This window comes from Streptomyces omiyaensis (genome assembly GCF_014650895.1).
Lineage (GTDB): Bacteria > Actinomycetota > Actinomycetes > Streptomycetales > Streptomycetaceae > Streptomyces > Streptomyces omiyaensis.
The window spans coordinates 115,878-135,970 of sequence record NZ_BMVV01000003.1 but is presented as its reverse complement, the minus strand read 5'-3'; the positions used below and the strand labels follow the sequence as shown (position 1 = coordinate 135,970).

At 67.3% G+C, this 20,093-nt stretch carries 18 protein-coding genes; 10 read left to right on the top strand and 8 right to left on the bottom strand.

Annotated features, from left to right (window positions below; genetic code table 11):
* Nucleotides 1–259 precede the first annotated feature (259 nt).
* Complete coding sequence (locus IE287_RS06235) at nt 260–1,471, top strand: hypothetical protein (protein WP_189847890.1); 1,212 nt, start codon at nt 260–262, stop codon at nt 1,469–1,471.
* 535 nt (nt 1,472–2,006) lie between these two features.
* Entirely contained in the window at nt 2,007–2,654 is a 648-nt protein-coding gene (locus IE287_RS06230) for a hypothetical protein (RefSeq protein WP_189847889.1), read from the top strand.
* Nucleotides 2,655–2,859: 205 nt separating this feature from the next.
* Here IE287_RS06230 and IE287_RS06225 read toward each other — a convergent pair whose 3' ends face one another.
* A complete protein-coding gene (locus tag IE287_RS06225; RefSeq protein ID WP_229883307.1) occupies nt 2,860–3,543 on the bottom strand; it encodes a hypothetical protein in 684 nt (227 codons plus the stop codon).
* 105 nt (nt 3,544–3,648) lie between these two features.
* Here IE287_RS06225 and IE287_RS06220 point away from each other — a divergent pair, with 105 nt between their 5' ends.
* The 4 genes from IE287_RS06220 to IE287_RS06205 all read left to right on the top strand — a co-directional run bounded on the left by IE287_RS06220 (nt 3,649) and on the right by IE287_RS06205 (nt 9,933).
* Nucleotides 3,649–4,419, top strand: a complete 771-nt coding sequence (locus IE287_RS06220) for a transposase (protein ID WP_189847888.1) — start codon at nt 3,649–3,651, stop codon at nt 4,417–4,419.
* Between the two features lie 26 nt (nt 4,420–4,445).
* On the top strand, nt 4,446–7,403 hold the full coding sequence (locus IE287_RS06215) for a coiled-coil domain-containing protein (RefSeq protein ID WP_189847887.1): 2,958 nt from the start codon (nt 4,446–4,448) through the stop codon (nt 7,401–7,403).
* Entirely contained in the window at nt 7,400–8,770 is a 1,371-nt protein-coding gene (locus IE287_RS06210) for a protein kinase domain-containing protein (RefSeq protein ID WP_189847886.1), read from the top strand. Before IE287_RS06215 ends, IE287_RS06210 begins: the two co-directional genes overlap by 4 nt.
* Nucleotides 8,771–8,841: 71 nt before the next feature.
* Complete coding sequence (locus IE287_RS06205) at nt 8,842–9,933, top strand: hypothetical protein (RefSeq protein WP_189847885.1); 1,092 nt, start codon at nt 8,842–8,844, stop codon at nt 9,931–9,933.
* Nucleotides 9,934–10,118: 185 nt separating this feature from the next.
* Here IE287_RS06205 and IE287_RS06200 read toward each other — a convergent pair whose 3' ends face one another.
* The 4 genes from IE287_RS06200 to IE287_RS06185 form a co-directional block, all read right to left on the bottom strand.
* Entirely contained in the window at nt 10,119–10,664 is a 546-nt protein-coding gene (locus IE287_RS06200) for an HAD domain-containing protein (protein ID WP_189847884.1), read from the bottom strand.
* Between the two features lie 34 nt (nt 10,665–10,698).
* Nucleotides 10,699–11,391 (bottom strand): class I SAM-dependent methyltransferase, encoded by a 693-nt coding sequence (locus tag IE287_RS06195; protein ID WP_189847883.1) that lies wholly within the window; start codon nt 11,389–11,391, stop codon nt 10,699–10,701.
* A gap of 1 nt (nt 11,392) precedes the next feature.
* A complete protein-coding gene (locus tag IE287_RS06190; protein WP_189847882.1) occupies nt 11,393–12,304 on the bottom strand; it encodes an aminoglycoside phosphotransferase family protein in 912 nt (303 codons plus the stop codon).
* A gap of 78 nt (nt 12,305–12,382) precedes the next feature.
* Nucleotides 12,383–13,132, bottom strand: a complete 750-nt coding sequence (locus IE287_RS06185) for a hypothetical protein (RefSeq protein ID WP_189847881.1) — start codon at nt 13,130–13,132, stop codon at nt 12,383–12,385.
* Nucleotides 13,133–13,355: 223 nt separating this feature from the next.
* On the opposite strand from IE287_RS06185, the gene IE287_RS06180 reads away from it, so the two are divergent.
* Nucleotides 13,356–14,711: an NsdA family TPR-like regulatory protein gene (locus IE287_RS06180; protein WP_189847880.1), complete on the top strand. Its 1,356-nt coding sequence runs from the start codon at nt 13,356–13,358 to the stop codon at nt 14,709–14,711.
* Between the two features lies 1 nt (nt 14,712).
* Nucleotides 14,713–15,243 carry an NUDIX domain-containing protein gene (locus tag IE287_RS06175; RefSeq protein ID WP_189847879.1) on the top strand — a complete coding sequence of 177 codons (531 nt, stop codon included), beginning with the start codon at nt 14,713–14,715 and terminating at the stop codon, nt 15,241–15,243.
* 124 nt (nt 15,244–15,367) lie between these two features.
* Here IE287_RS06175 and darG read toward each other — a convergent pair whose 3' ends face one another.
* Together darG and darT are read right to left on the bottom strand one after the other, a co-directional pair.
* Complete coding sequence (darG, locus tag IE287_RS06170) at nt 15,368–16,459, bottom strand: type II toxin-antitoxin system antitoxin DNA ADP-ribosyl glycohydrolase DarG (RefSeq protein WP_229883306.1); 1,092 nt, start codon at nt 16,457–16,459, stop codon at nt 15,368–15,370.
* Between the two features lie 11 nt (nt 16,460–16,470).
* Complete coding sequence (gene darT, locus IE287_RS06165; protein ID WP_189847878.1) at nt 16,471–17,118, bottom strand: type II toxin-antitoxin system toxin DNA ADP-ribosyl transferase DarT; 648 nt, start codon at nt 17,116–17,118, stop codon at nt 16,471–16,473.
* A gap of 810 nt (nt 17,119–17,928) precedes the next feature.
* Here darT and IE287_RS06160 point away from each other — a divergent pair.
* The gene (locus tag IE287_RS06160) at nt 17,929–18,144 is read left to right on the top strand and encodes a DUF6243 family protein (RefSeq protein ID WP_189847877.1); all 216 of its coding nucleotides are present in this window, start codon (nt 17,929–17,931) and stop codon (nt 18,142–18,144) included.
* Nucleotides 18,145–18,232: 88 nt separating this feature from the next.
* Here IE287_RS06160 and IE287_RS06155 read toward each other — a convergent pair whose 3' ends face one another.
* The gene (locus IE287_RS06155; RefSeq protein WP_189847876.1) at nt 18,233–19,192 is read right to left on the bottom strand and encodes a LysR family transcriptional regulator; all 960 of its coding nucleotides are present in this window, start codon (nt 19,190–19,192) and stop codon (nt 18,233–18,235) included.
* A 188-nt stretch (nt 19,193–19,380) separates the two neighbouring features.
* Between IE287_RS06155 and snpA the strand changes: the two genes are divergently transcribed.
* Nucleotides 19,381–20,040, top strand: coding sequence for a snapalysin (snpA, locus tag IE287_RS06150; protein ID WP_189847875.1), 660 nt, complete (start codon nt 19,381–19,383; stop codon nt 20,038–20,040).
* Nucleotides 20,041–20,093 lie beyond the last annotated feature (53 nt).

Here is a 20,093-nt window from a genome sequence, read left to right as displayed (position 1 = left end):
ACAGACTTTGCCCGGATTGAGCACCATAGTCTCGGCGTTGACCGCACCTCTGGGCGCCGTCATCTGCCTGCGACCTTTCCACCAGATCAGCTACCCTACGTGCTGCGGGTGGGACTGGGGGTGATGAGGTCGGCGGGAGCGTTGCCCTTTCCTGTTACAAGAACCTGCCCGTCAAACGGGAGACAGGGCTCTACCCACCCCTGCAATATCGCAGCTGGAACCTCAACCCTAGAGCCAGGACACAACCAGGAACGGTTCAGTGGTGGACGAGCAGTTTGGACTGGAAGCAGTGGCGGCCGAGCAGGCCGTTGTTTCTGTGTTCGAGCAGATAGTCGCCGTCCTTGCGCGCCAGGCGAACGCGGCGATCGATGACGCGGCTCTGTTCCGACTGGCGGACACGCTGTTCGCTGCGTTTGCCCGCGCGGGTGAGGACGGGCTGACAGCTGAACAGATCCGGGCGGCATGTTCCGCCTTCCCGGAAGAGGTGATCGACAACCGGCTGGGTGTCCTGCGGAAGCTTGGAGCGATCCAGCCCGCGTTTGATAAGCCCTACCAGCGCGAGTACCGGGCCTCGTTCACTAGCTACGTGTCGATGCTGTTCGTTCAGCGGATGCTGGCCCGTGGGGGCCAGTCGGAATTGCACCAGCTTCTGACGATGGAGAAGATCAGGCTGGAGGGAGGTCAGGGTACACCCGAGGAAGCCCTTGAGGTTGTCGTCGGAGTAACCACGGCGCTCCGGCTCCTCGTCGCCGAGCTCGTGGCGCTGACCGTCGGCGGCAGCGTGGAGGCGCTGCGGGAGCGCGCGCCGCTGCTGTGGAACGCGAAGACGCTCATTGACCAGGCATCTGCGGTGCATGAGATCTTGCTGGAGTTCTGGCCGGAGCTCAGCCGCATGTGCGGGGAGCTGCGGTCGGCGATCGCAGCCTACGAAGATGCTTCGACGAACGCGTCGGCGCGCCTGATGACCGCGGCGGGGACCACGAGGGCGCTGAACCTGCTGCCCCCCGAGATGTGGCAGCGCTTCGCGCGGCGGGCAACCGTGGGTGAGCTCGCGGCGGTCCTGGCTGATCAAGTCTTCGACGCGCCTTCCCCATGGCACGATGTCGCCGACCTGGTAGTGGCTGTTGCTGGCAGGTCGCAGCCAAACGGCAGCCGCTCGACGCCGCCGCGTTCCCGGATTTCCGATGGCGATGAGCAACCCTCCCAGGAATGGTCAGACGCAGAGGCCGAGCGACTGGCGGGAGTTGCCGAAGAGGTGCTCAGCGGCCGGGACTCTATTGCGGTCGAGCAATTGCTGTCGGGCATGGACTGGGTGACGGCGCGCCGGGTGCTGGCCGACTTAGTTGCTGCGAGCAACAACGACCGGCTCGGCTATCGGCTGGCATGGTCTGGCCCGGTCCAGGTACGGGCGGGCAGCGTGCCGTCCTGGCTTACTCCTGGCGTGTTCGAGCGAGAGCGGAGGCACATGTGACTAGTGAGGAGGCGGCGCTCTGGTGGGCGAGGGCGCGAGCCGAAGGCCCGCTGCGCATGCCGTCAGCGACCAGAACCCCGGTAGGCATGTCGCGACTAGTGGAGCGAGGGGGTGAGCGCTGCTGGCTACTGCCCCGCCCACCCGATGATGCGACGCCGGCCGTGCTGCGCGAGCTGCGGATGCAGGTGGTCCCAGCGGAGTTCCCAAACGAGACCAGCCGAGTCCTGGCCGCGGCGCTGCGCTGCTGCTGGGTCGACGTCCAGACAATCCCGTGGCCGGGACAGTCGTCGACGACGCGCGAGGTGCTGGATGTAGTAGACCAGCTCATTCCCGGACGCGGGGAAGAAGTGCTGCACCGCCTTGGAACGGGAGCGCTCCGGCGTCTGCATGCTAGCCGGTGGCTGGATATCAATGATGAGGCACAGAGGGTCTGCCTCGGCCCGCGAGTGGCTACCTGGCCGGAGCAGGACCTTCCGGCGCTGAGGGAGTTGCACCGGGAGCTGCCGCTCCCGCGGCCTGACCGGGAGCCGGGTCGATGAGCGGCTTGTTCGATGATCTGCTCCAGCCGCTCGGCGATAAGCACCGTGACGCGCTGGTCTCGGCCTGGGCCGCGCTTGAGTACGGCAGCGAGCCCGCCAGTGAGGCCGCGCTTCCCGCGCTTCGAGACGCGGCGCTGCGCCACCTGCTTGACCAGATGCTGCACAGGACCGGCCGCACGCTCGTCCATGCGGGCGCCTACCTGTGGACATCGGGGTACCGCGACGACATCGCCGCGGAACTCGTAGCGAAGGGCTGGGGGATATTGCCGCCGCTGGAACGGGCCGCGCTGATATTGGTGCTGATTCACTCGGTCGCCATCCCCCGGGCAGAGGGGCGCCTGGTCGGGGACGACTGGCAGTCACCCCATCCGACCACACCAACCCGCCTGCGGAAGCTATCGCAGGTCCACGGGCAGCGGCGCCTTTCCGATGCCCTGCAGTGGCTGCGCGCGGCCGGGTTGGTCCGTGCGGTGCGCGGCTCCGATCCCGAGACAGCTGGCGCCTCCTACGTCCCTGGGCCAGCGCTACGTCGGCTCACTCCCGCCGCGCGCCAGCGTTTGCAGGAGAACCTAATCCTGGCCGTAGGCCCGGATACCGCGCTCGCAACGGCGATCATGGTCCGCCGGAGCCTGGCCCGCCCCTAGAAGTGACAATCTCCCCGAGGAGCGGTTCATGAGCATCAGCACGCCGCAAGAAGAGGACATAGTCGGTGACCGTGTCCTGGTCGGCCTGCAGAGCGTGCGAGTCTCCCGGCTGTCCACGCATCCCGTTCCGATTGCCGCTGGCACCCTCATCGCCGTGGCTGGGCAGGGGCCGAAGGACTCCAATGGGGCGGGGAAGTCGTCACTGCTAAGGGCTGTCCCGCAACTGTCGGGAGGGGTAAGAGTCGGGCTGGTCTGCTGCTGCGGCCCAGCGACGGATGTGTGGGTCGGGATGGACGCGGGCGGATGCGAGTGTGCTTTCAAGTAGTTCGTGCAGGGGTGGCGGGTATGCCGCGCGGGAGGTAGGCAGGCCCAGCAGGACACGGTGGCGCATCTGCAGGTCGGTGGCTTCGGCGAACACCCGCAGGGATGTCTCCAGCCAGGCGGCCTTGATGTCCTGTGACTCGTCCAGAGCGGGATCACGTACCCCGCCGGGTCCGTACGCTGGAGTCCGATCTGCACGCAAGGGCACATGGGCGCTGTACCAGGCGCGCACGGCACCAGCCCGCTCGGCGTGCGTGCCGATCCGCAAGTAGTCGACCAATGCCGCCATCACACGGCGGCGTCCGAATGCGTAGACCGCCGGCTCGACGAACCAGCGGCAGAAGCTGGGATCCGGGTCGTACACGGCTGCCGCCATCAGCGGGGCGAACCACTCCTCGGGCAGACTCGCACGTTCGAGCAGGGGCTTACGCACCGCATGGGCAAGGCGGCGGGCATGCCGATCCTTCGGCTCCATGCTGACGTCTCCGATGCCCAGCAGCCGGGCCACCTCTGTCACGCATGTCAGGAATGAACGCGGTTCTATGCCGCTCCGCTCGTCTTCGGTCACGGCAGCATTCTGGACCGGCCATATCTGCAGGCACAGGCCCGATGGCCGCTGGCGCTTGGGCGGAAGAGCACTCGCTCGACCTCCCTTGGGTGGAACGATCACGGTGTGGCTGGTGTGATCACGGCGTCGGAGCCGTCCTGGATAGCCCCTTTCTCCGGGCTGAGCCCTCGCGCCTTCGCGAAGTTGGTGACCGTGCTTCGACGCGAGGGTGCGGATGTGATCCGCAAGGGCCGGCCGTGGAGCCTTCCACTGGAGGACCGGGCCCTGTTGGTGGCCGCGTACTGGCGCACGAACCTGACCATGCGCCAGCTCGCCCCGCTGTTCGGGGTGTCCAAGTCTGCCGCGGACCGGATCATCGACCACCTCGGGCCGATGCTCGCGCTCCAGCCCCGTCAGCGTTTCGCCAAGAACACGGTGCTCATCGTGGACGGGACATTGGTACCCACCCGGGACCACAGCATTGCCGAGCGGTCGAAGAACTACCGGTACTCCACCAACCACCAGGTCGTCATCGACGCCGACACAAGGCGCGTCGTCGTGGTCGGCCGACCGCTCGCCGGGAACCGCAACGACTGCAGGGCCTGGGAGGAATCCGGCGCCAAGGCCGCTGTCGGCAAGACCCTCGTGATCGCCGACGGCGGCTACCCGGGCACCGGCCTCGTCATCCCACACCGTCGCGAGCGCGGTCAGACCGAACTGCCGGGCTGGAAAGAAGAGCACAACAGGTCCCACAAGCAGGTTCGGGCCCGGGTCGAGCACGTCTTCGCCCGCATGAAGGCCTGGAAGATCCTCCGCGACTGCCGCCTCAAGGGAGACGGTGTCCACCACGCGATGCTCGGCATCGCCCGGATGCACAACCTCGCTCTCGCCGGATAGACCAACGGGCTTCACCATGATCAACCATGGCCGAGGCGACCCGGAGATCATTTACGGGACAGCCCTTAGCCCAGATCAGCTTGCTGCATGCCGATGAGCAGTGGCGATTCGGTTCCGGCGCGCCCGCCGCGGTCGACCTGCTGTTCAACTCCGAGGACGCCGGCGGTGAAGACCGTTGGGGTAACGCCGACCATGGGTACGTCATCGGCGTGTTCGCTCCCGCTGCCGGGACCCTTGATCAGCTTCAAGCCAGCGCCCTGACCGTGTGGATCCGGATCGACCGCAGCAGCCAAAAGGGGCCCCGACTGAAGTTACGCTGGCAGGACGGGCTGCATCTACCCACTGGGGACAACGAGGCCGAACGGGAGCAGGCCGCTGACTCGGTTTGGCAGGCCCTGCCCCCGCGGGCAAGGCGGCAGGACGTGGCGGCCCGTGATCTCCCACGCACCCTCTACGGGGAGCACGTGCGGTGCGTGTCGTTCCTGTCGACATCAGTGAGGGCCAGCGCCGCACCGAACCTGCTCGCCCAACCGCTGAACGAGATCTCCAAGCGGCGGATCTTCGAAGCGATCGCTGCACTCACCGGTATCGACCGCGAGCTAGAGACGGAACGCCAGGCACGCCGCCACGAGTACGACCTCCTCCAGAAGGCCAACAACGCCGAGTCCGACCTTGCCGCCTGGGAGGAAAGCGCCCAGGTCATCGAGGACGGTATCGACGCACGGGACCGGGCGCGTGGGCGCGTCGCGGATGCCGCCGACCGCTGGCGGTCGCGCACGGCACGGTTGCTGTGCGATGCCCTCCAGCGCAACGCCGAAATCCAAGCCGAGGTTGCTGGGATCGATATCGAGATTGAGAAGACCAGTCGCATGGCACAAGAGCTGGTCGGACAGGTGGCGGAGCTGGCCGATGACGAGGCATTCACACGACGGCAGCAGGCCGCGATGAGCACGTTCGACAGGCTCGATGGTGCTGACCGCGAGCTGAGCAACCAGATTGCAGCGCTGGAACAGCAGATTGAGGAGACCGACCGTCAGCTGCGCGCAGCCAGGGAAACAGCACGTGATGCTGACGGCCGTGACGAGCCAACCGCTAACCGGGAACGCACCGATGCGGACATTAACCTGGAAGGGGCAGTCAAGGCACTTGGAGTGGCGGAGAAGGCGCTCTCCGACGCCGAAACAAGCCTGCAGGACACGGAAAGCGGCAGGGACCTGGCCCGGCAGCAGATCGACGTTCTTGCAGCCGAGGGAATTAGGGGAATCTGCCTGCTCGACGCAGTTGTCCTCAACGCCCAACAGAGGTCAAAGTGGGAGTCAGCCCTCTGGCCGTACCGTGAGGCGGCTGTCGTAGACTCCGGCGACCTCGACAGGGCCAGCGTGCTTTTGGCGGGCGTACCCGGCTCGACCTTGATCGCCGCCAATCTCACAAAAAGCGCGGGGCGCATTGACCTCCCGAGAAATGCCGACCCGCAATATGACTTGAGCGGATTCCTCGCGACCCTTGACACGCGAGTTACTGCTCGCGCTAACCCCGACCGGGTGCATGACGACGCGGGTGTTGTGATCATCGGCGGGTTCCCCAGCCCCGTGACCGGCCGTGCCGCCCGCATTGCTGCCGCACGGGAACGCGTTCGCCAAGAATCCGAAGGTCATCAGTTGGCCGAAGAGCGATGGAAATCTGCCGGTCGGCGGGTCACTGCTGCTGAGCGCCGGCAGAAGGGTGCGAGAGCCGCAGTTGAGGCAACTCAACTGGACGTGCGGATTGGCAGCCTGCGGAAGAGAGATCAGGCCATCCGGAATGAGTGCGCAAAACTCTCTCCGGCGCTCGGCGCTGCAGTCGTCGAGCGGGACGAGGTGCTCCGACTGGAGGGTGTCCGTCAGAAGCAAATCGAGTCTCTGCAGCGTCAGAAGACCACCCTTGACGAGGCAAACAAGACTCGCCGAGAGAAGCTCGAGAACCTCAAGAAGGAACAATTGCAGCTCGGTCTTCCGGAACTGACCGCCCAATGGGATGGCACCCTCGACTCTGCCAGCAAGCACCTGCTCGATCTGCCAGAAAACCAGCAGTCCTGGACGGCTGGTGACTGGTGGGAGGAAGCCAGGGACCTGATTCGTACCGCGATATCCGAGTGCTTCCCTCGCACCGCTTCTGACAGCATGTCGACGGAGATCACTGGACTGCTGGAAGAGTTCAACCAGCGGGGACCCGGCAGCAGCCAGCGGGCACAGGCCGCCTTCGCCCCGCTGCGCCACGCACTCCACGTCTACTTGCGCCACCTGGAAGGTACTGACCGGTACGAGCGCCAGCAGATCGCCACTCAGCGCAGGGAACGCCACGAGAGCCTCGGCGCCGCACGAATCGGTCACGAGGAGGCGGTCCAGGCCAGCCGGGCCTACCGAGGGGCGCTCAGCTCCGCCATCAAGAAGAAGCTGGCTGACGTTGCAGCCCAGTTCGACCGGCTCGACAGGGCCTACGGTGGGTACGGGGCCTCGCTGCAGTACGACGAACCTCCACCGCCGGTCGATCCCACCGAGGACTGGGGCTGGAATGTTGTACCGACGTGGCGGCGCGCCGAGGGGCGGCGGCACATCCCCTACGACCGGCGGGCCAACACTGCGCAGATCGATGATCGGGCGATCAAGCTTGTGTGCGCCGCCGCAGCCGCAAGCGGCACGGGCCGCCCGCTGGTCCTTGTTCTGGACGAACTCGGCCGCAACCTCGGTAAGCAGCACCGCCGCGAGGCGGTCGCCCTGCTCGGGCAGATCGGCAGGGAGAGCGGCATCACTGTCGTCGGGGCACTGCAAGACGACATGGAGTCCTATGCCATCGATGCCTGTGGCGAGTACGTCAAGCTGCGCCGCAGCTCAGACTCCAGCCCGTACAACGAGCAGCCCGTCGTCGTCGGTTATGACGAGCACGCCCCACGTGTCGAACTACTCCGTGCCTGGCTGACCGGCAATGAGTACCGCGAGCCGGCATGACCGCCCGCTCCCGCCCGCGCGGCTTCGCGATGCGCCACCTCAACGTCTACCCCGGCCTTACCACCTACGCAGTCCCCCTGCCCGACGGCAATTACAGCACCGACCGCAACGGCAATCCGAAGATCACGCGCGTCACCCTGGAGCCGGAAGGCCTTCCGGCACCGCAGCGCCCGCATGGCCTGACCGACAGCCAGTGGGCCTTCGCCACCAACGGTCCCCGCCGATGGCAATCCGCCGTGACCACGTTCGGCGTCCGCGCCGAGGCCATAGCCGCAGAGCTCGCGCGCAACGGGTGCATCGTCCTCGAATGCGACTTCCGCGACGCCCGTGTGGTCCTGCCACCCCGCGGCTGGGTTCCTCATCCTGACCTGCACGCGGCCCGGCAAGAGCACACCAGCCAGCGCGCCGCTCGAAGGTCCGCTCAGGGCGACGAGGCACGCCGTCTTGCCGTCGAGCTTGCTCCCTTCCCGGCTGCCGGTCCACTGGTGGCCATCCTCCTAGCGCAACGGGACGGGGCCTATCGTGACCACGTCATCGAGGCCGCCCGTGCCCTTCTCACCGACGAGATAATGACCGGCACTGGCGAGGCCGCGCCGTGGGCTGCTGTGAGGTGGCTTAAGCGCGGAACGAAGGCGGACTACGACAGGGATCAGGAGCCGCTCGCTGAGGGCGGCCAGGGAGCGGTCTACGGCGGCGTGCACAGGCATACCCGTATCGCTGTCGCTGTGAAGCAGCTCCGCTACAACGATGAGGACTCTATACACCGCATGGGCCGCGAGATCTCCATCGGGCACCTCTACGGAGAACACCCGAACGTCATGCCAGTGCTTGACTCTGACCCAGACGGGCGGTGGTTCGTCATGCCACTTGCGAACGGCAGTGCCGCCAGCCACGCAGAACGTTTGCAGCGGGAGACAGGAGCCCTCCGGAGCCTCGTCACGGCGATCTGCGAAGGACTGCGCCGTCCACACGCCGACGACCGGATCCACCGTGACATCAAACCAGCAAACGTTCTGCTCCTCAACGGTAATTGGGTCGTGGCAGATTGGGGGCTTGGTCGTCAGCCCCGAGGGGAGACTAGTGTTCCGCGACGAACTCGGACCGGCACCGGTTTCGGGTCCGAGGGATTCGCCGCGCCGGAGCTGTCGTCCGGGAATCCCCATAACGTGACGGCTGCTGCCGATATCTACAGCATTGGACGGCTCATCGCGGCCATCCTGACCAGGGAGCGTCCGGAGCAGAACCTCCCACTGCTGCCCGCACGCGGACCATGGCGAGCAGTAGTAGCAGAGGCGACTCGCCACAAGCCCACTGACCGACCGCAGGACGTGGACGAGTTCCTTGACCTGCTCAAGAACATCCCGTGACCGTTCCCACGCCGTCCCAGCATTGCCAGGCGCTGAGCCTGGTCCGCCCAGCCAAAAGGATCACGTTTCCGATGACGCGCATCGCGCTAGAGCCGTACTTCCTGCACCAGGATCAGGTTCAGTCTCTCCTTGGCGAGCGGCGGACAGAGTCCGCGCGGGCACGGGCTGCCCGCAGGAGCGAGCCAGAGGCAGCGTTGCCTTACGCGCTTGCCGCAGAACTGGCCGAGGCGCTTTCCTCGCTGGGAGTCAGCGAGCTGGCGCGGTGCGTCCTGGAGCAGGACCTGCGCACGGGGCAGGTCGTCGGCGCTGAGTTGGATTTTGCGTTCCAGCGGGACCGAGAACGGGACACCCCAGGCTTTAAGCCGATCAGCTTTGCAGCGACGCTCGACGCGGGTGAGCAGGTGCACGTCACCGGCACGTTCAACTCGGCAAGAACCGCCAGCTCGTCTGCGGCCGGCAGCCTTGCTGGTACCAGGCGGGCCTACTTGGTCGGAACGGTCACCGATCTCAGAGCAGCGCAAATTGAGCTCAGGCCGGTCTTCATCGGAATCAGGTCGTTCATCGATGACGACCTCGCCGCCGGGGGACTGACCCCGGGAGCACGGGTGTACCCCAGCGATATCAGCCAATTCAACGGGATCGACTTCACATCTCCCTTCACTGAGGCTGAGGGTGAAGTGGTCCTGCGCGTGCCAGAGGATGTGGTGAAACACGCCTTCGCCGGACTGATCGGCGAGTCGTACGTTCCGAAGGACTGGGGTGGCGAGCGCTCCGACCTCTACACATCACGAGTGTTCGTCCGCGGGCGCCAGGTTTCGGCCGCCTGGCTGTTCAAGGGACCCGGCTACCCGCGCGCCATGGACGTCAAGGCCCTGGGCAAGAACGGCGACCAAATTGATCGACTGTTCACCGAGCCCGCAGAGCTACTCGTTCTGCAGCACTGTCATCAGATCAAGCCGAGCGTGGTTGGCATGATGGACGCTTACGCCCACGACGCCCGACGCCCGCGCTCCTACATGATCATCGACGGGGCTGACACCGGACGCATCCTGAGGTCACTGGGTATGCTCCCAGCAATCCCAGCAAGTCTGCCTCAGCAGCACCAGCGAGCGGGAGCCCCACGGCAAGGTGAGCTCTTTCACCGCGACCACTTGATTGAGTGACGAGCTCGATACCCGCAACGCACAAGGCTCCCGTGCCGTTGGCGGAGATCTCGAAGTCTCAACCAACAAGCTCAGGCGTCATGTCGGTCCGTACTCAGTCGACCTTCCGCACGTCTTGGTCGAGTGGGGCACCATGCTCATCAGGCTGCTGCCCTCGCTGCTCGTGGCAGTGAGGGCAGCAGTCGTCAGGCGGCGTGGGCTGTGTGTAACTGCGCAACCCACCTCGTGACCTCGGTCAGGTGCTCGGGCTGTAGACCGAGGTGCGGGTCGGGCTGAATGAGGAGGGTCGCCGTTCCCTTGACAGTGCGCTCCACCGCCCATTCATGGTCGAGGCCGGTGAAGTCGTCGTCGATCCAGACGGCGGGGGCGTCGTCCAGCCAGGCGTCGACGTGGTCGCGCTTCCAGAGGTAGCCGTTGGGGTGGCTGGTGGTGATCTGGGGGCGCGGCAGGTCGACGTACGGCAGGTCAGGGAGGCCCAGAAGCGGGCCGATGAGGGTGGTGGCGTCCTGCCGCCAGCTGGTGCACCAGACGGGGGTGACCAGGCCGGTGCGGATCACGTCCATGAGCAGGCGGCCGTGGTCGGGGTTGAGCCAGACGGTGACCGGGTTGGCGGCGCTGCGGCCGGTGGGGACGACGTCGTGGCGGGCGTGGGTGGCCGGGGTCGAGCCCTCTGCGTCGGGGAAGGGTATGAGGACGCCGTCGATGTCGAGGAGCAGGTAGGGCGGGCGCATCGGGTCCTCCAGGGGAAGCCGGGCGAATAGCTGGTCAGAGCTTGCGAGCGCGGATCAGCAGGGTGGTGGGCCAGTGGCCCATGCGGGGGTCGTGGAACTCCTGGGCCGAGGTGAGCCAGAAGCCCGCCTGGCTGAGGTGCTTCTCCCACCGGTCCGTGGAGAACTCCCAGCGGGCGATGGGGAGGCGGGTGCGGTCAGGGAGGGTGACGTGGTCGCGGCGGGGCCGGTCGTCGCCCGAGGAGCTGCGGCCGCCGCGCTGCGGGTGGGGGACGGAGAAGGCGAGCACCCGGCCGGGCGTGAGGCGCTGGGCGATGGCCGGGAGCAGGAGCTCGGGCGCGACGAGCCCGACGGCGCCGAAGACGGAGTAGATCGCGTCGAACTGCTCTTCGGAGGCGTGCAGGTAGTGCAGGGCGTGGCCGGCGACGAAGGTGAGGTTGTTCAGCCGTCCGTAGTGGGAGCGAGCGCGGCGGACCTGAAGGCCGACCAGGTCGACGCCGGTGACGCGGGCGCCGTGGCGGGTGGCAAGGTGGGCGGCGTTGTGGCCGGGGCCGCAGCCGAGTTCCAGGAGTCGCTTGCCGCGCAGGTCGGGGCCGAGGACGTCGGCTCCGGGCCCTTGGCCGGGTCTCGTGGTCCATTCCATCCGGGCGGGTACGGAGAGGGGCTCGGCGAGTCCGGCGGCGGTGCGTTGGAGGGCGTGGGCGTGCCAGGGGGATGCCTGGGCGAGCACGTCAGATCTCCAGGAGGTGGAGGACGTCGGTGAGGTGGCGGCGGACGGCCTTGATGTAGGCGGGGTCGGTGGCCGGGTCGTTGATCCAGCGGACCGACTGCTCCATGAACCACTCGACGGCCCACATGCGGTGCCAGCCCAGGGCCCAGTTCTCGGCGGTGAGCCCGCCGCGCGGGGCGAGGGCGTCAGGGGTGCCGCCTGCGGTGACGTACTGCTCCAGGAAGACGCGCAGGCGCACGGGGTGCGGGGGTTCGATGGTGCCGTGCCAGCTGGCGAGGTCGAGCAGGCCGGGGCCGGTGAAGGCGCGGGCGAAGTCGAGCAGCCGCCAGCCGCGCTCCCCGATGTGGAGGCTGGTGGGGTGGAACTCGGAGTGCACCCAGCCGAACGGTTCCAGCGTCGCTCCGGCCGAGCGGGCCTCGGCGGCCTGGGCGATCCGGTCGAGCGCGTCCTCGACGTCGTCGGCGTCCTGCCACCGGTCGGCCTTGCGCAGCCGTTCGAGATGCTCCAGCGCCCTGGCCGGCAGCGTCCGCAGTCGCTCCTGGTCGAGGATAGGCAAGGGCGGAGCCGTACGGGTGCCGTGCAGGATCACGGCCGCGGCGACGCCGTCGAGGTCGTCGGCCTCGCGAACGGACGGTCCGAGGTCCTCCATGAGCATGCCGAGCCAGCCGTTCAGGACGGCGGAGGCGTGGACCTGGGGGACGGGTACGCCGAGGGTGTGGGCCAGGCGGAGGGCCTGGTCCTCGCTGTCGAAGGGCTTCTTGGCGTACTTGAAGATGGCCGTGGAGCCGTCGGGGAAGGCCACGCGCTCGACGCCGGACATGGACCACACGCGTACCTCCTTCCGTGCGGCGGTGGTCTGGCCGGTCGCGGTGAGCAGGTTGTCGAGGAGTTCGGCGCTGGGGTTCGTGATCATGGGAGGGCTCCGGGGATGGGTGGTGGCGTCCGGGGCGGGCGGGGATGCCGGCCCGCCCCGGAGCCTGATCGGGTGGGGTTACGCGGCGGGGTTCACACGATGGGCGTAGACCTGCTCGATCCAGCCCGCCTTGAACGCGGCGAGGTCGTCACGGAAGTTCGCCATCGAGGCACCGTAGGGCGCGACCACGCCGCCGGACTGGTCCGGCACGGACTGGCAGCCGTGCACGAGCCGGCCGCCGAGCGCGGCGTGGGCCTTGATGGACTCGATCCGACGGTGCTCGTTGAACCAGCCGCCGTGGTAGACCTCGTCGAGCATCCCGCCCGTCTCGTCGTCCAGGTCGAAGACGACGGAGGTGGCTGCGGGGAAGAACCAGCACGGGCCGACGTTGGAGATGTGCCCGTCGAGCTCGACCTTGTTGAGAGCCATGAGCGTGGCGGCCTCGCGGAGCATCCTCAGGTGGTCGGCGGTGATCTGCGGGAGGCCGAGGCCGGCCAGGTGCTCGTCGCGGAAGAGGTAGGCGTACACCTCGTACGCGGTGGCCAGGACGCGGGCCGCGTCGGACGTGGACTCGCTGTGCTGCTTGATGAAGTCGAGCGCGAGCTGCTCGACCGCGCTCTCGGTCGTCTCGTCCACTTCCAGGAGCTGGGACTTGACCAGTTCCCAGTCGGCGACGAGCCAGGTGTTCGACTCGAAGCGGAAGAAGTACTCGGCCGGGTCGAGGGTGATGCGCCGGCCGTCGACCTGGATGCCGGTCAGGCGGCTCCAGCGCGGGTCGAACGCCTCGGGCAGCTCGACCGTGATGGCCGTGGTGTCGATGGTGGTCACCGTGTCTCCGTCTCTGATTGGCCGGACGCGGGCACAGGAATGCCCGAGCCCGGTGTGGGCGTACGGAACTTCGGGGTGCCGCCCGGACCAGGGGGGAGCCTGGATCACGGTCGCGCCGTTCCGGGCGGCTGCTGATAAGTGAACCGATGGTCACGCTCAGTGGGTACGGTGGAAGGCAGTTGAAGCGGTATACGCGGTTTACAGCTCCAGGGCGGAGGCGGTCGTGGCGGCGCAGCGAGAACCCAACTTCCCTCTGCGCGACGTCATCGGCGCGGCCGGCTGCACCTACGAGGCCCTTGCCAGAGACGTGCGGCGCATCGCCGCCGAGAACGGCGAGATTCTCCAGACCAACAAGTCGGCCGTCTCGCACTGGGTGAACGGCGCCCGCGCCCCGTCGGGCCGGGTAGGCCAGTACCTGGCCGAGGCCCTGTCCCGACGAGCGGGGCGCACGATCACCCAGACCGAGATCGGCCTCCAGACCAGCGATGACGAAGCGCCAGCGGAAGCCGACCCCGTCCTCGCCGCCACCGACCTGGGCCGCGCCGACGTCGAGCGCCGCCGCTTCCTCGCCATCGCGGCCTTCACCACCGCCGGCGTCGCCATGCCGCTCGGCTACGACCACGAAGCCACCGCCCGCATGCTCCGTGCCCGCACCGGCACGTCCCTCGTCGGCGCAGAGGACGTGGACGTCGTACGCCAGATCACCACGGCCTTCAGCGCCGCCGACGAACGACTTGGCGGCGGGCACGGCCTGACCACCGTCACCGCGTACCTCGCCGACACCGCAGCCCCCATGCTGCGCGGACGCTTCCCCCGCGAAGCCTTACGCCGGACCGCCTTCGGCGCCGTAGCCGAACTCACCTACCTCGCAGGCTGGAAACACCACGACCTCGGCCAGGAAGGCGCCGCCCAGCGCTACTACCAGGTCGGCTACAAGCTCGCCTGCGAAGCCGACCCCCACGGCCACGCAGCCTGGATGATGCGCGCCCTCGCCCACCAGGCCCTGAGCCTCAAGCAGCCCCACCACTGCGTCGACCTCGTCGAAGGCGCCCTACGCACGGGTCTCGGCCACGTCGACGGCCAGACCGAGGCCCTGCTCCACATCACCCACGCCCGTGCCTACGCAGCCACCAACGAGCACCCGTCGGCCGCACGCGCCCTACTCGCCGCCGAGGACGCCCTCCTCCGTGACGACGGCCCCCAGCCCAGCTACTCCCGCGTGAGCGGCCCCGCCGCTGGCACCGTGGCCAGCCACACCGCCCGCACCCTGACCGACCTCGCCGACCACATCGGCACCGAACAGCAGCACCGAGACGCCCTCACCCGCTGGGACCCAGAGAAGTACAAGCGCGTCCACGCCCTCACCCACGCCGACCTCGGCGACAGCCTCGCCGCCCAGGCCCGCGCCGACGAAGCCGTCGCAGCCTGGACCCAGGCCCTGGTCCTCATGGAGGGCATGACCTCCGACCGGACCCGGAAGGCGATCACCTCAATCCGCTCCACCCTCGCGGTCTACCAGCGTCGCCGCGTTCCCGGTGCCGCCGATCTCGCCCGCCGCGCCCGCGAGGCCCTCGCCTAACATGCCCAACAACCCGCCCGACGAAGGGAACACCGTGACCCAGCGGACCGATGACCAGCCGAAGGCCCTCAAGCCGGCGCTCGAATCAATGACCTTGCTGGTCGCGGCCGTCATCGTCCATGACAAGCCCACCAACCGAGTCGTCCTCCTCCAGCGCAGCGAAAACGCAAAGTTCGCCCAAGGCATGTGGGACCTGCCCGTCGGCAAGAGCGAACCGGGCGAACCCATCACGGAAACCGCGGTCCGCGAGCTCTACGAGGAGACCGGCCTCACCGTGAAACCCGAGTCCCTCAAGGTCGCCCACATCATCCACGGCGCCTGGGGCGTCGAAGCTCCCAACGGCTTCCTCACAGTCGTCTTCGCCGCCCACGAATGGACCGGCGAACCCGAGAACCGCGAACCCCGCAAGCACACCCAGGTCTGCTGGGTCGACGCCGACGCAGTACCCGAGAATTTCGTCGACACCACGGCCAGTGCCCTTCACCGCTACTTCGCGGGAGGCCCAGAGGTCTCCCTCGACGGCTGGCAATAGAAACGTCAACTGCGGCCCGACTGGCTGCCAGGGTGGCCCTTCGCCATGAAGGCGATGCCCCGAACGATGGCCATCGGTCGCTTGGTTGACCACTCAGCTTCCGCCCCGGCCCCTCTGGGGCGAATCAGGCAGAGAGTGCACCCAGCCGCTTTTCTTGCAAGCGCTTCCGAGCAATCGAAACGTGCCGTTCAGTAAAAATCTCCGCCTTCCGGCGACTCCACTTCTGGAGTGCATCAATTACGGCACTTTGCGGCGCGTCAGCCCCTAGCTCGTGAATGACCCAGTGTGTCGTGCACAGCAGCTCAAGGCCGTATGGGGAAGCAAATCCATCGATCACCTCAAGGACCTTATCGACAGATTCCTTGAGCTGCACATCGCGATTCTCTTCGATCCAGGAATCCGCAGACGCCTTTGCGTCCCGCGTAAGCGTGATGGGATGAAAATCGAGCACGCGCTGAGTTCGGTCCCCGTACCCTCGGACCAAATGACCTTCCATACGCTGAAGCTGATGATTCAAATTCTCAGCGTAAGGTCCGTATTGCGCTTTCTCATAGCGCAGACGCATAGGCGTTCCGACAGCCTGAAGCAGATACATGAGTTTCTGGAGTTCGAGCAGCGATGCCCCACCAGGAGCCTCAACGCGCTCTGATCTCGCCTGCTCGACGTAGCCACTCAGCAGAGCTACTAGAGCGGCCCTTCCCCGGGTCATATTCGGTGCATCGGTACGGACCGGCATCAAATCAGGCGCCGGTGCACCCACTGGCGGGAACAGCAGCACCTTAACCGCTGGCAGGGGCTCGAAAGCGGCGTGAATCATGGGGCGGACATCACCCCAATCCAGCCCACCATTCCCGCACCCCAAAGCGGGAAGCGCGATGGATTCAATATCGTATTTCTTTATCACTTCAACCAGCGCATCGAGACCTGCTTGGATATCCTCGATGCGCGACTTACTGCGCCAGTGACGCTTCGTCGGGAAGTTCAGAACGTACCGACGGGGGCCTAGATGGTGGGCGTCATGGACAAAAATTTCTCCGACCCGTACCTCACCTCGATCACAGGCAGCTTTATACTGCTTGAAGTTCTCAGGGAAAGCCTGCTTGAACTGCAGGGCAATGCCCTTCCCCATGACACCAACAGTATTGACAGTGTTAACGATGGCTTCCGCGTCCGCTTCAAGCAGGTTGCCTTGCGATTCCTGGATCACCGTCGCCACCCCTCCACTCATTAGTAGTACCACTCAGGATACACCATCACGGGAATTGAAGCACCGCGTTCGGTGAGAATAGCCCGAGCTTCATTGGCTCGACGTTCATTATGAACAACTATTGAAGCCACGAGAGAGATTGGGAAGAAATTATGCACCAGATACTCAGCCTGACGTCGACTCGCCCGGTTCGGATCTTCAGGTATGTCATTCCACCACTTCTGAGTCATCAGCTGCCAGTCGATGAGCTTCTCGCAGAGTTCGACATCGTCGGAGTGGAAATCAACGAACGTAGCTCCCGCGTTCCCTTCAGTGAATACGGCAGGGAGGCCAGAGTTTCTCACTGCAGCTAGACTTGAGGTCAAGTAGACGACCGGCTCTTGCCCCTCGCGATAGGTCGGCACGTTGCCGTAATTAATAGAGGCAAGCATGGGGGATCGATTACAGAAATAAAATGGGACATAGTCTGCAGGCGTGCCCCCAGGTCCGCAATCAACCGATGTGGTGCGCCGACGCTGCTTGATGCCGGGCATTCCGATATCCGTGTCGGTAAGGTTCTGCCGGGCAGCGGAATTATCACTGAACAGCCCGCCTTGAGCGAGAATCCTTGGCAAGTTACGAATATGCGTGATGTGATAAATTGGCCTGTTCGGTACCGTATTTGGCACGTCTGCGACTCCTTTGGCCAACCGTCCGCCATGACCAGATCATTCTACTACTTGGAGTGCAAACCCCATCACGGTCCGCAACTCCATCCAAGGGGCTGCGTGGCGCCCCGTAGCTGTCACTAGTGGGGTCCGCACAGTCAAGGCGCCTGTCCAGCAATGTACTTGATGGCTCTGACATCGCTTCGGCTCCAGAGCCGCAGAAGGGCGCCGCGTCGCCAGACCCAGGGTCATCCTTGGGTCGCTGCCACTGCATGCCCCTGACGGCCGCCAACAACGACCGGGTCGGCAGCCGATGAGGGCACATCCGTCGGAATGCTGCTGGTGGCCGGGGCAGCAGCACAGGGGAACTCTCGCGGAAAAGGTCGCTTCGCCGCGCGTAAGGAATCCAACCGCCGCCGCTCCAAGGCCCCGGAAGCCGGACTCAGCGCCTGCATCCGGGGCTCCCTCTCCGGCACGCAGCTCTCGCGCTCTGAGTCGGAACGAGTCCGCACACAGTCCGCAGAACACCCGATCAGGACCGTCGTACCCCATCGCCAGCCAACAGCAAAAGGCCAGGTCAGCGCCCCACAGGGAGGATCCCCGCAGGTCACCGACCCGGCCCATTACTAGGAGACCAAGAAGGCCTGACCTTCGACTCCTCCGCCCCCTGCCCGGCAGCGGGTCGGAATGCGCGTGGAACGGCCCGCCCGGCGACCCCGGGGCGGGCCGCTCCCGTTTCCGGGATCCCGTGGGAGACTGGCGCCCTGTTCTCCGGGACGCCGTTCCACCGGTGGGTCCGCAGATCATTCCACCTCACCACCGGGAGAATCCGTGCCCGACAGCAAGAACATCAACAACCCCGTGGGCCAGGGCGGCGGCCAGCGCAAGCGGCAGTCCCGCGCCGAGCGGCAGGAGAACGGTCCGCACCGCAACCTCGACCGCCGGAACGCTGCGGACAGGAAGGCCGAGCTGGTGCGCAAGATGCGCGAGAAGACGGACACCGCCGAGGGAGCCGGACGGCCGGGCGACAAGCCCGCGCAGGGCTGACCCGCCGCCTCCCCGGGGCGGCACCCCACGGACGGGGCCCGGACCGCGACGCGCGGTCCGGGCCCCGTCCGCGCGTGGGGGGACACCCCTAGGGCCTGTCCGGCAGGAGGCAGGGGCCCGCCGTGCCGCCGTCGCGGAGCCAGGAGCGGTAGGCGGGTGAACGGCGGGCGGCTTCCCGGTAGGCGTCCGTGAGGGTGGCGTGGAGGGGCGCCAGGGGGGTCGTGGGGCGGGCGTAGAGGGTCAGGCGGACGGCGAGGGGGTCGCCGCGGAGGGGGCGGACGGCGAGGTCCTCCCGGGGCACCGAGGTCGGCTGGCAGGGGGCGACCGCCTCGCCGAGCGCGATGAGCGAGGCCGCGGTGTGGTAGTCGCCGTGGAGGACCGGGGGGTCGATGCCGGCCGCCGTCAGCACCCGGCGCAGCCCGTCCCACTCGCCGTCCACGCTGGGGTCGACCATCCAGTGGTCGCGGGCGAGGTCGGCGAGGTCCACCACGGGGCGGGCGGCGGCCGGGTGGGCGGGGGCCAGGGAGATGAACTGGGGCTCGCGGGAGACGAGGACGCGCCGGACGAGCCCGTCGGGCACGCGGAGGGGGCAGCCCTCCACCTCGTGGACGAAGGCCACGTCGAGCCGGCCGCCGGCGACCTCCCGGAGCAGCGCGTTGGCGGAGACGTCCACGCGGAGGCCCACGTCGGTGCCGGGGAACCGTTCCCTCAGGCGGCGCAGCCAGCCCGGCAGCGCCCGGCTCGCGGTGGAGCCGACGCGGAGTTCGGGCCCTTCGACGCGGGCCGCCTCCGCGAGGGTCTCGGTGACGAGCGCGGCCATGTCGGCGACCAGGGGGCGGGCCCGGCTGAGCACCGAGCGGCCGAGCGCGGTGGGACGGCAGCCGGTGCGGCCCCGGGAGAAGAGTTCGGCGCCGAGCGCGTTCTCGATGCGCCGCAGCTGGGTGGTCAGCGAGGGCTGGCTCATGCCGAGTTGTCGCGCGGCCTTGTGCAGGCTGCCGGCGTCCGCGATGGCGCAGAGCGCGCGCAGGTGTCTCACCTCCAGCTCCATGGAGTGAGCGTAGGGCGGGGTTCCGCTCCCGCACCAGACGTCCGGATCCCCTCAACTGCCCTTAAATCCAGGTCAATTGGAGGCAGAAGAGCGTGATGATGTGAGCGCGCTATCGGGGTTTGACATCCTTCCGCGCGGTCCCGTCCGCCCCGAGACTCACTCCCGACACCGATCAGGAGGAGCCCCCCATGCGACACCCCAAGGTCCTCACCCGCACCCTCACCGCCGCCCTCGGCCTCGGTCTGGCGGTCTCGCTCGGCGCCGCCGCGCCGGCCGCCGCCGCGCCCGACGTCCGCGGGGCCGAGGCGGTCCCCTCGTACGCCGCCTACGCCGGTTCCGCCGAGAACGAGAAGGCCAACAAGGCCTTCTTCGACGCCGTCATGCGGTCGGTGGCGAAGAAGCGGGCGGCGGCTCCGACCGCCGCCGCGGCCGTCACCGTCGTCTACAGCGCCGCCAACGCCCCCAGCTTCCGCACCCAGATCGCCCGTTCCACGCAGATATGGAACAGCTCGGTGGTCAACGTGCGGCTCGTCGAGGGGAGCAACCCCGACTTCCGCTACTACGAGGGGAACGACTCCCGGGGCTCGTACGCGAGCACCGACGGGCACGGCGGCGGCTACATCTTCCTGGACTACCGGCAGAACCAGCAGTACAACTCCACCCGGGTGACGGCGCACGAGACCGGCCACGTGCTCGGACTCCCGGACCACTACAGCGGCCCGTGCAGCGAGCTGATGTCGGGCGGCGGGCCCGGCACGTCCTGCCAGAACGCCACCCCGAACGCCCAGGAGCGGGCCCGCGTCGACCAGTTGTGGCGCTACGGGCTCGCCACGGCCTTCAAGGGCTGACCCCGGCGGACGGCCTTCGGCACGGCGGCGGCGCCCCCTCCCCGGGGCGCCGT

Excerpts from the sequence above, each read along its gene's own strand:
- IE287_RS06230 (WP_189847889.1), top strand. The coding sequence starts at position 2,007 with ATGAGCGGCTTGTTCGATGATCTGCTCCAGCCGCTCGGCGATAAGCAC.
- IE287_RS06215 (WP_189847887.1), top strand. The coding sequence starts at position 4,446 with ATGGCCGAGGCGACCCGGAGATCATTTACGGGACAGCCCTTAGCCCAG.
- IE287_RS06210 (WP_189847886.1), top strand. The coding sequence starts at position 7,400 with ATGACCGCCCGCTCCCGCCCGCGCGGCTTCGCGATGCGCCACCTCAAC.
- IE287_RS06205 (WP_189847885.1), top strand. The coding sequence starts at position 8,842 with ATGACGCGCATCGCGCTAGAGCCGTACTTCCTGCACCAGGATCAGGTT.
- IE287_RS06200 (WP_189847884.1), bottom strand. The coding sequence starts at position 10,664 with ATGCGCCCGCCCTACCTGCTCCTCGACATCGACGGCGTCCTCATACCC.
- IE287_RS06190 (WP_189847882.1), bottom strand. The coding sequence starts at position 12,304 with ATGATCACGAACCCCAGCGCCGAACTCCTCGACAACCTGCTCACCGCG.
- IE287_RS06175 (WP_189847879.1), top strand. The coding sequence starts at position 14,713 with ATGCCCAACAACCCGCCCGACGAAGGGAACACCGTGACCCAGCGGACC.
- IE287_RS06155 (WP_189847876.1), bottom strand. The coding sequence starts at position 19,192 with ATGGAGCTGGAGGTGAGACACCTGCGCGCGCTCTGCGCCATCGCGGAC.
- snpA (WP_189847875.1), top strand. The coding sequence starts at position 19,381 with ATGCGACACCCCAAGGTCCTCACCCGCACCCTCACCGCCGCCCTCGGC.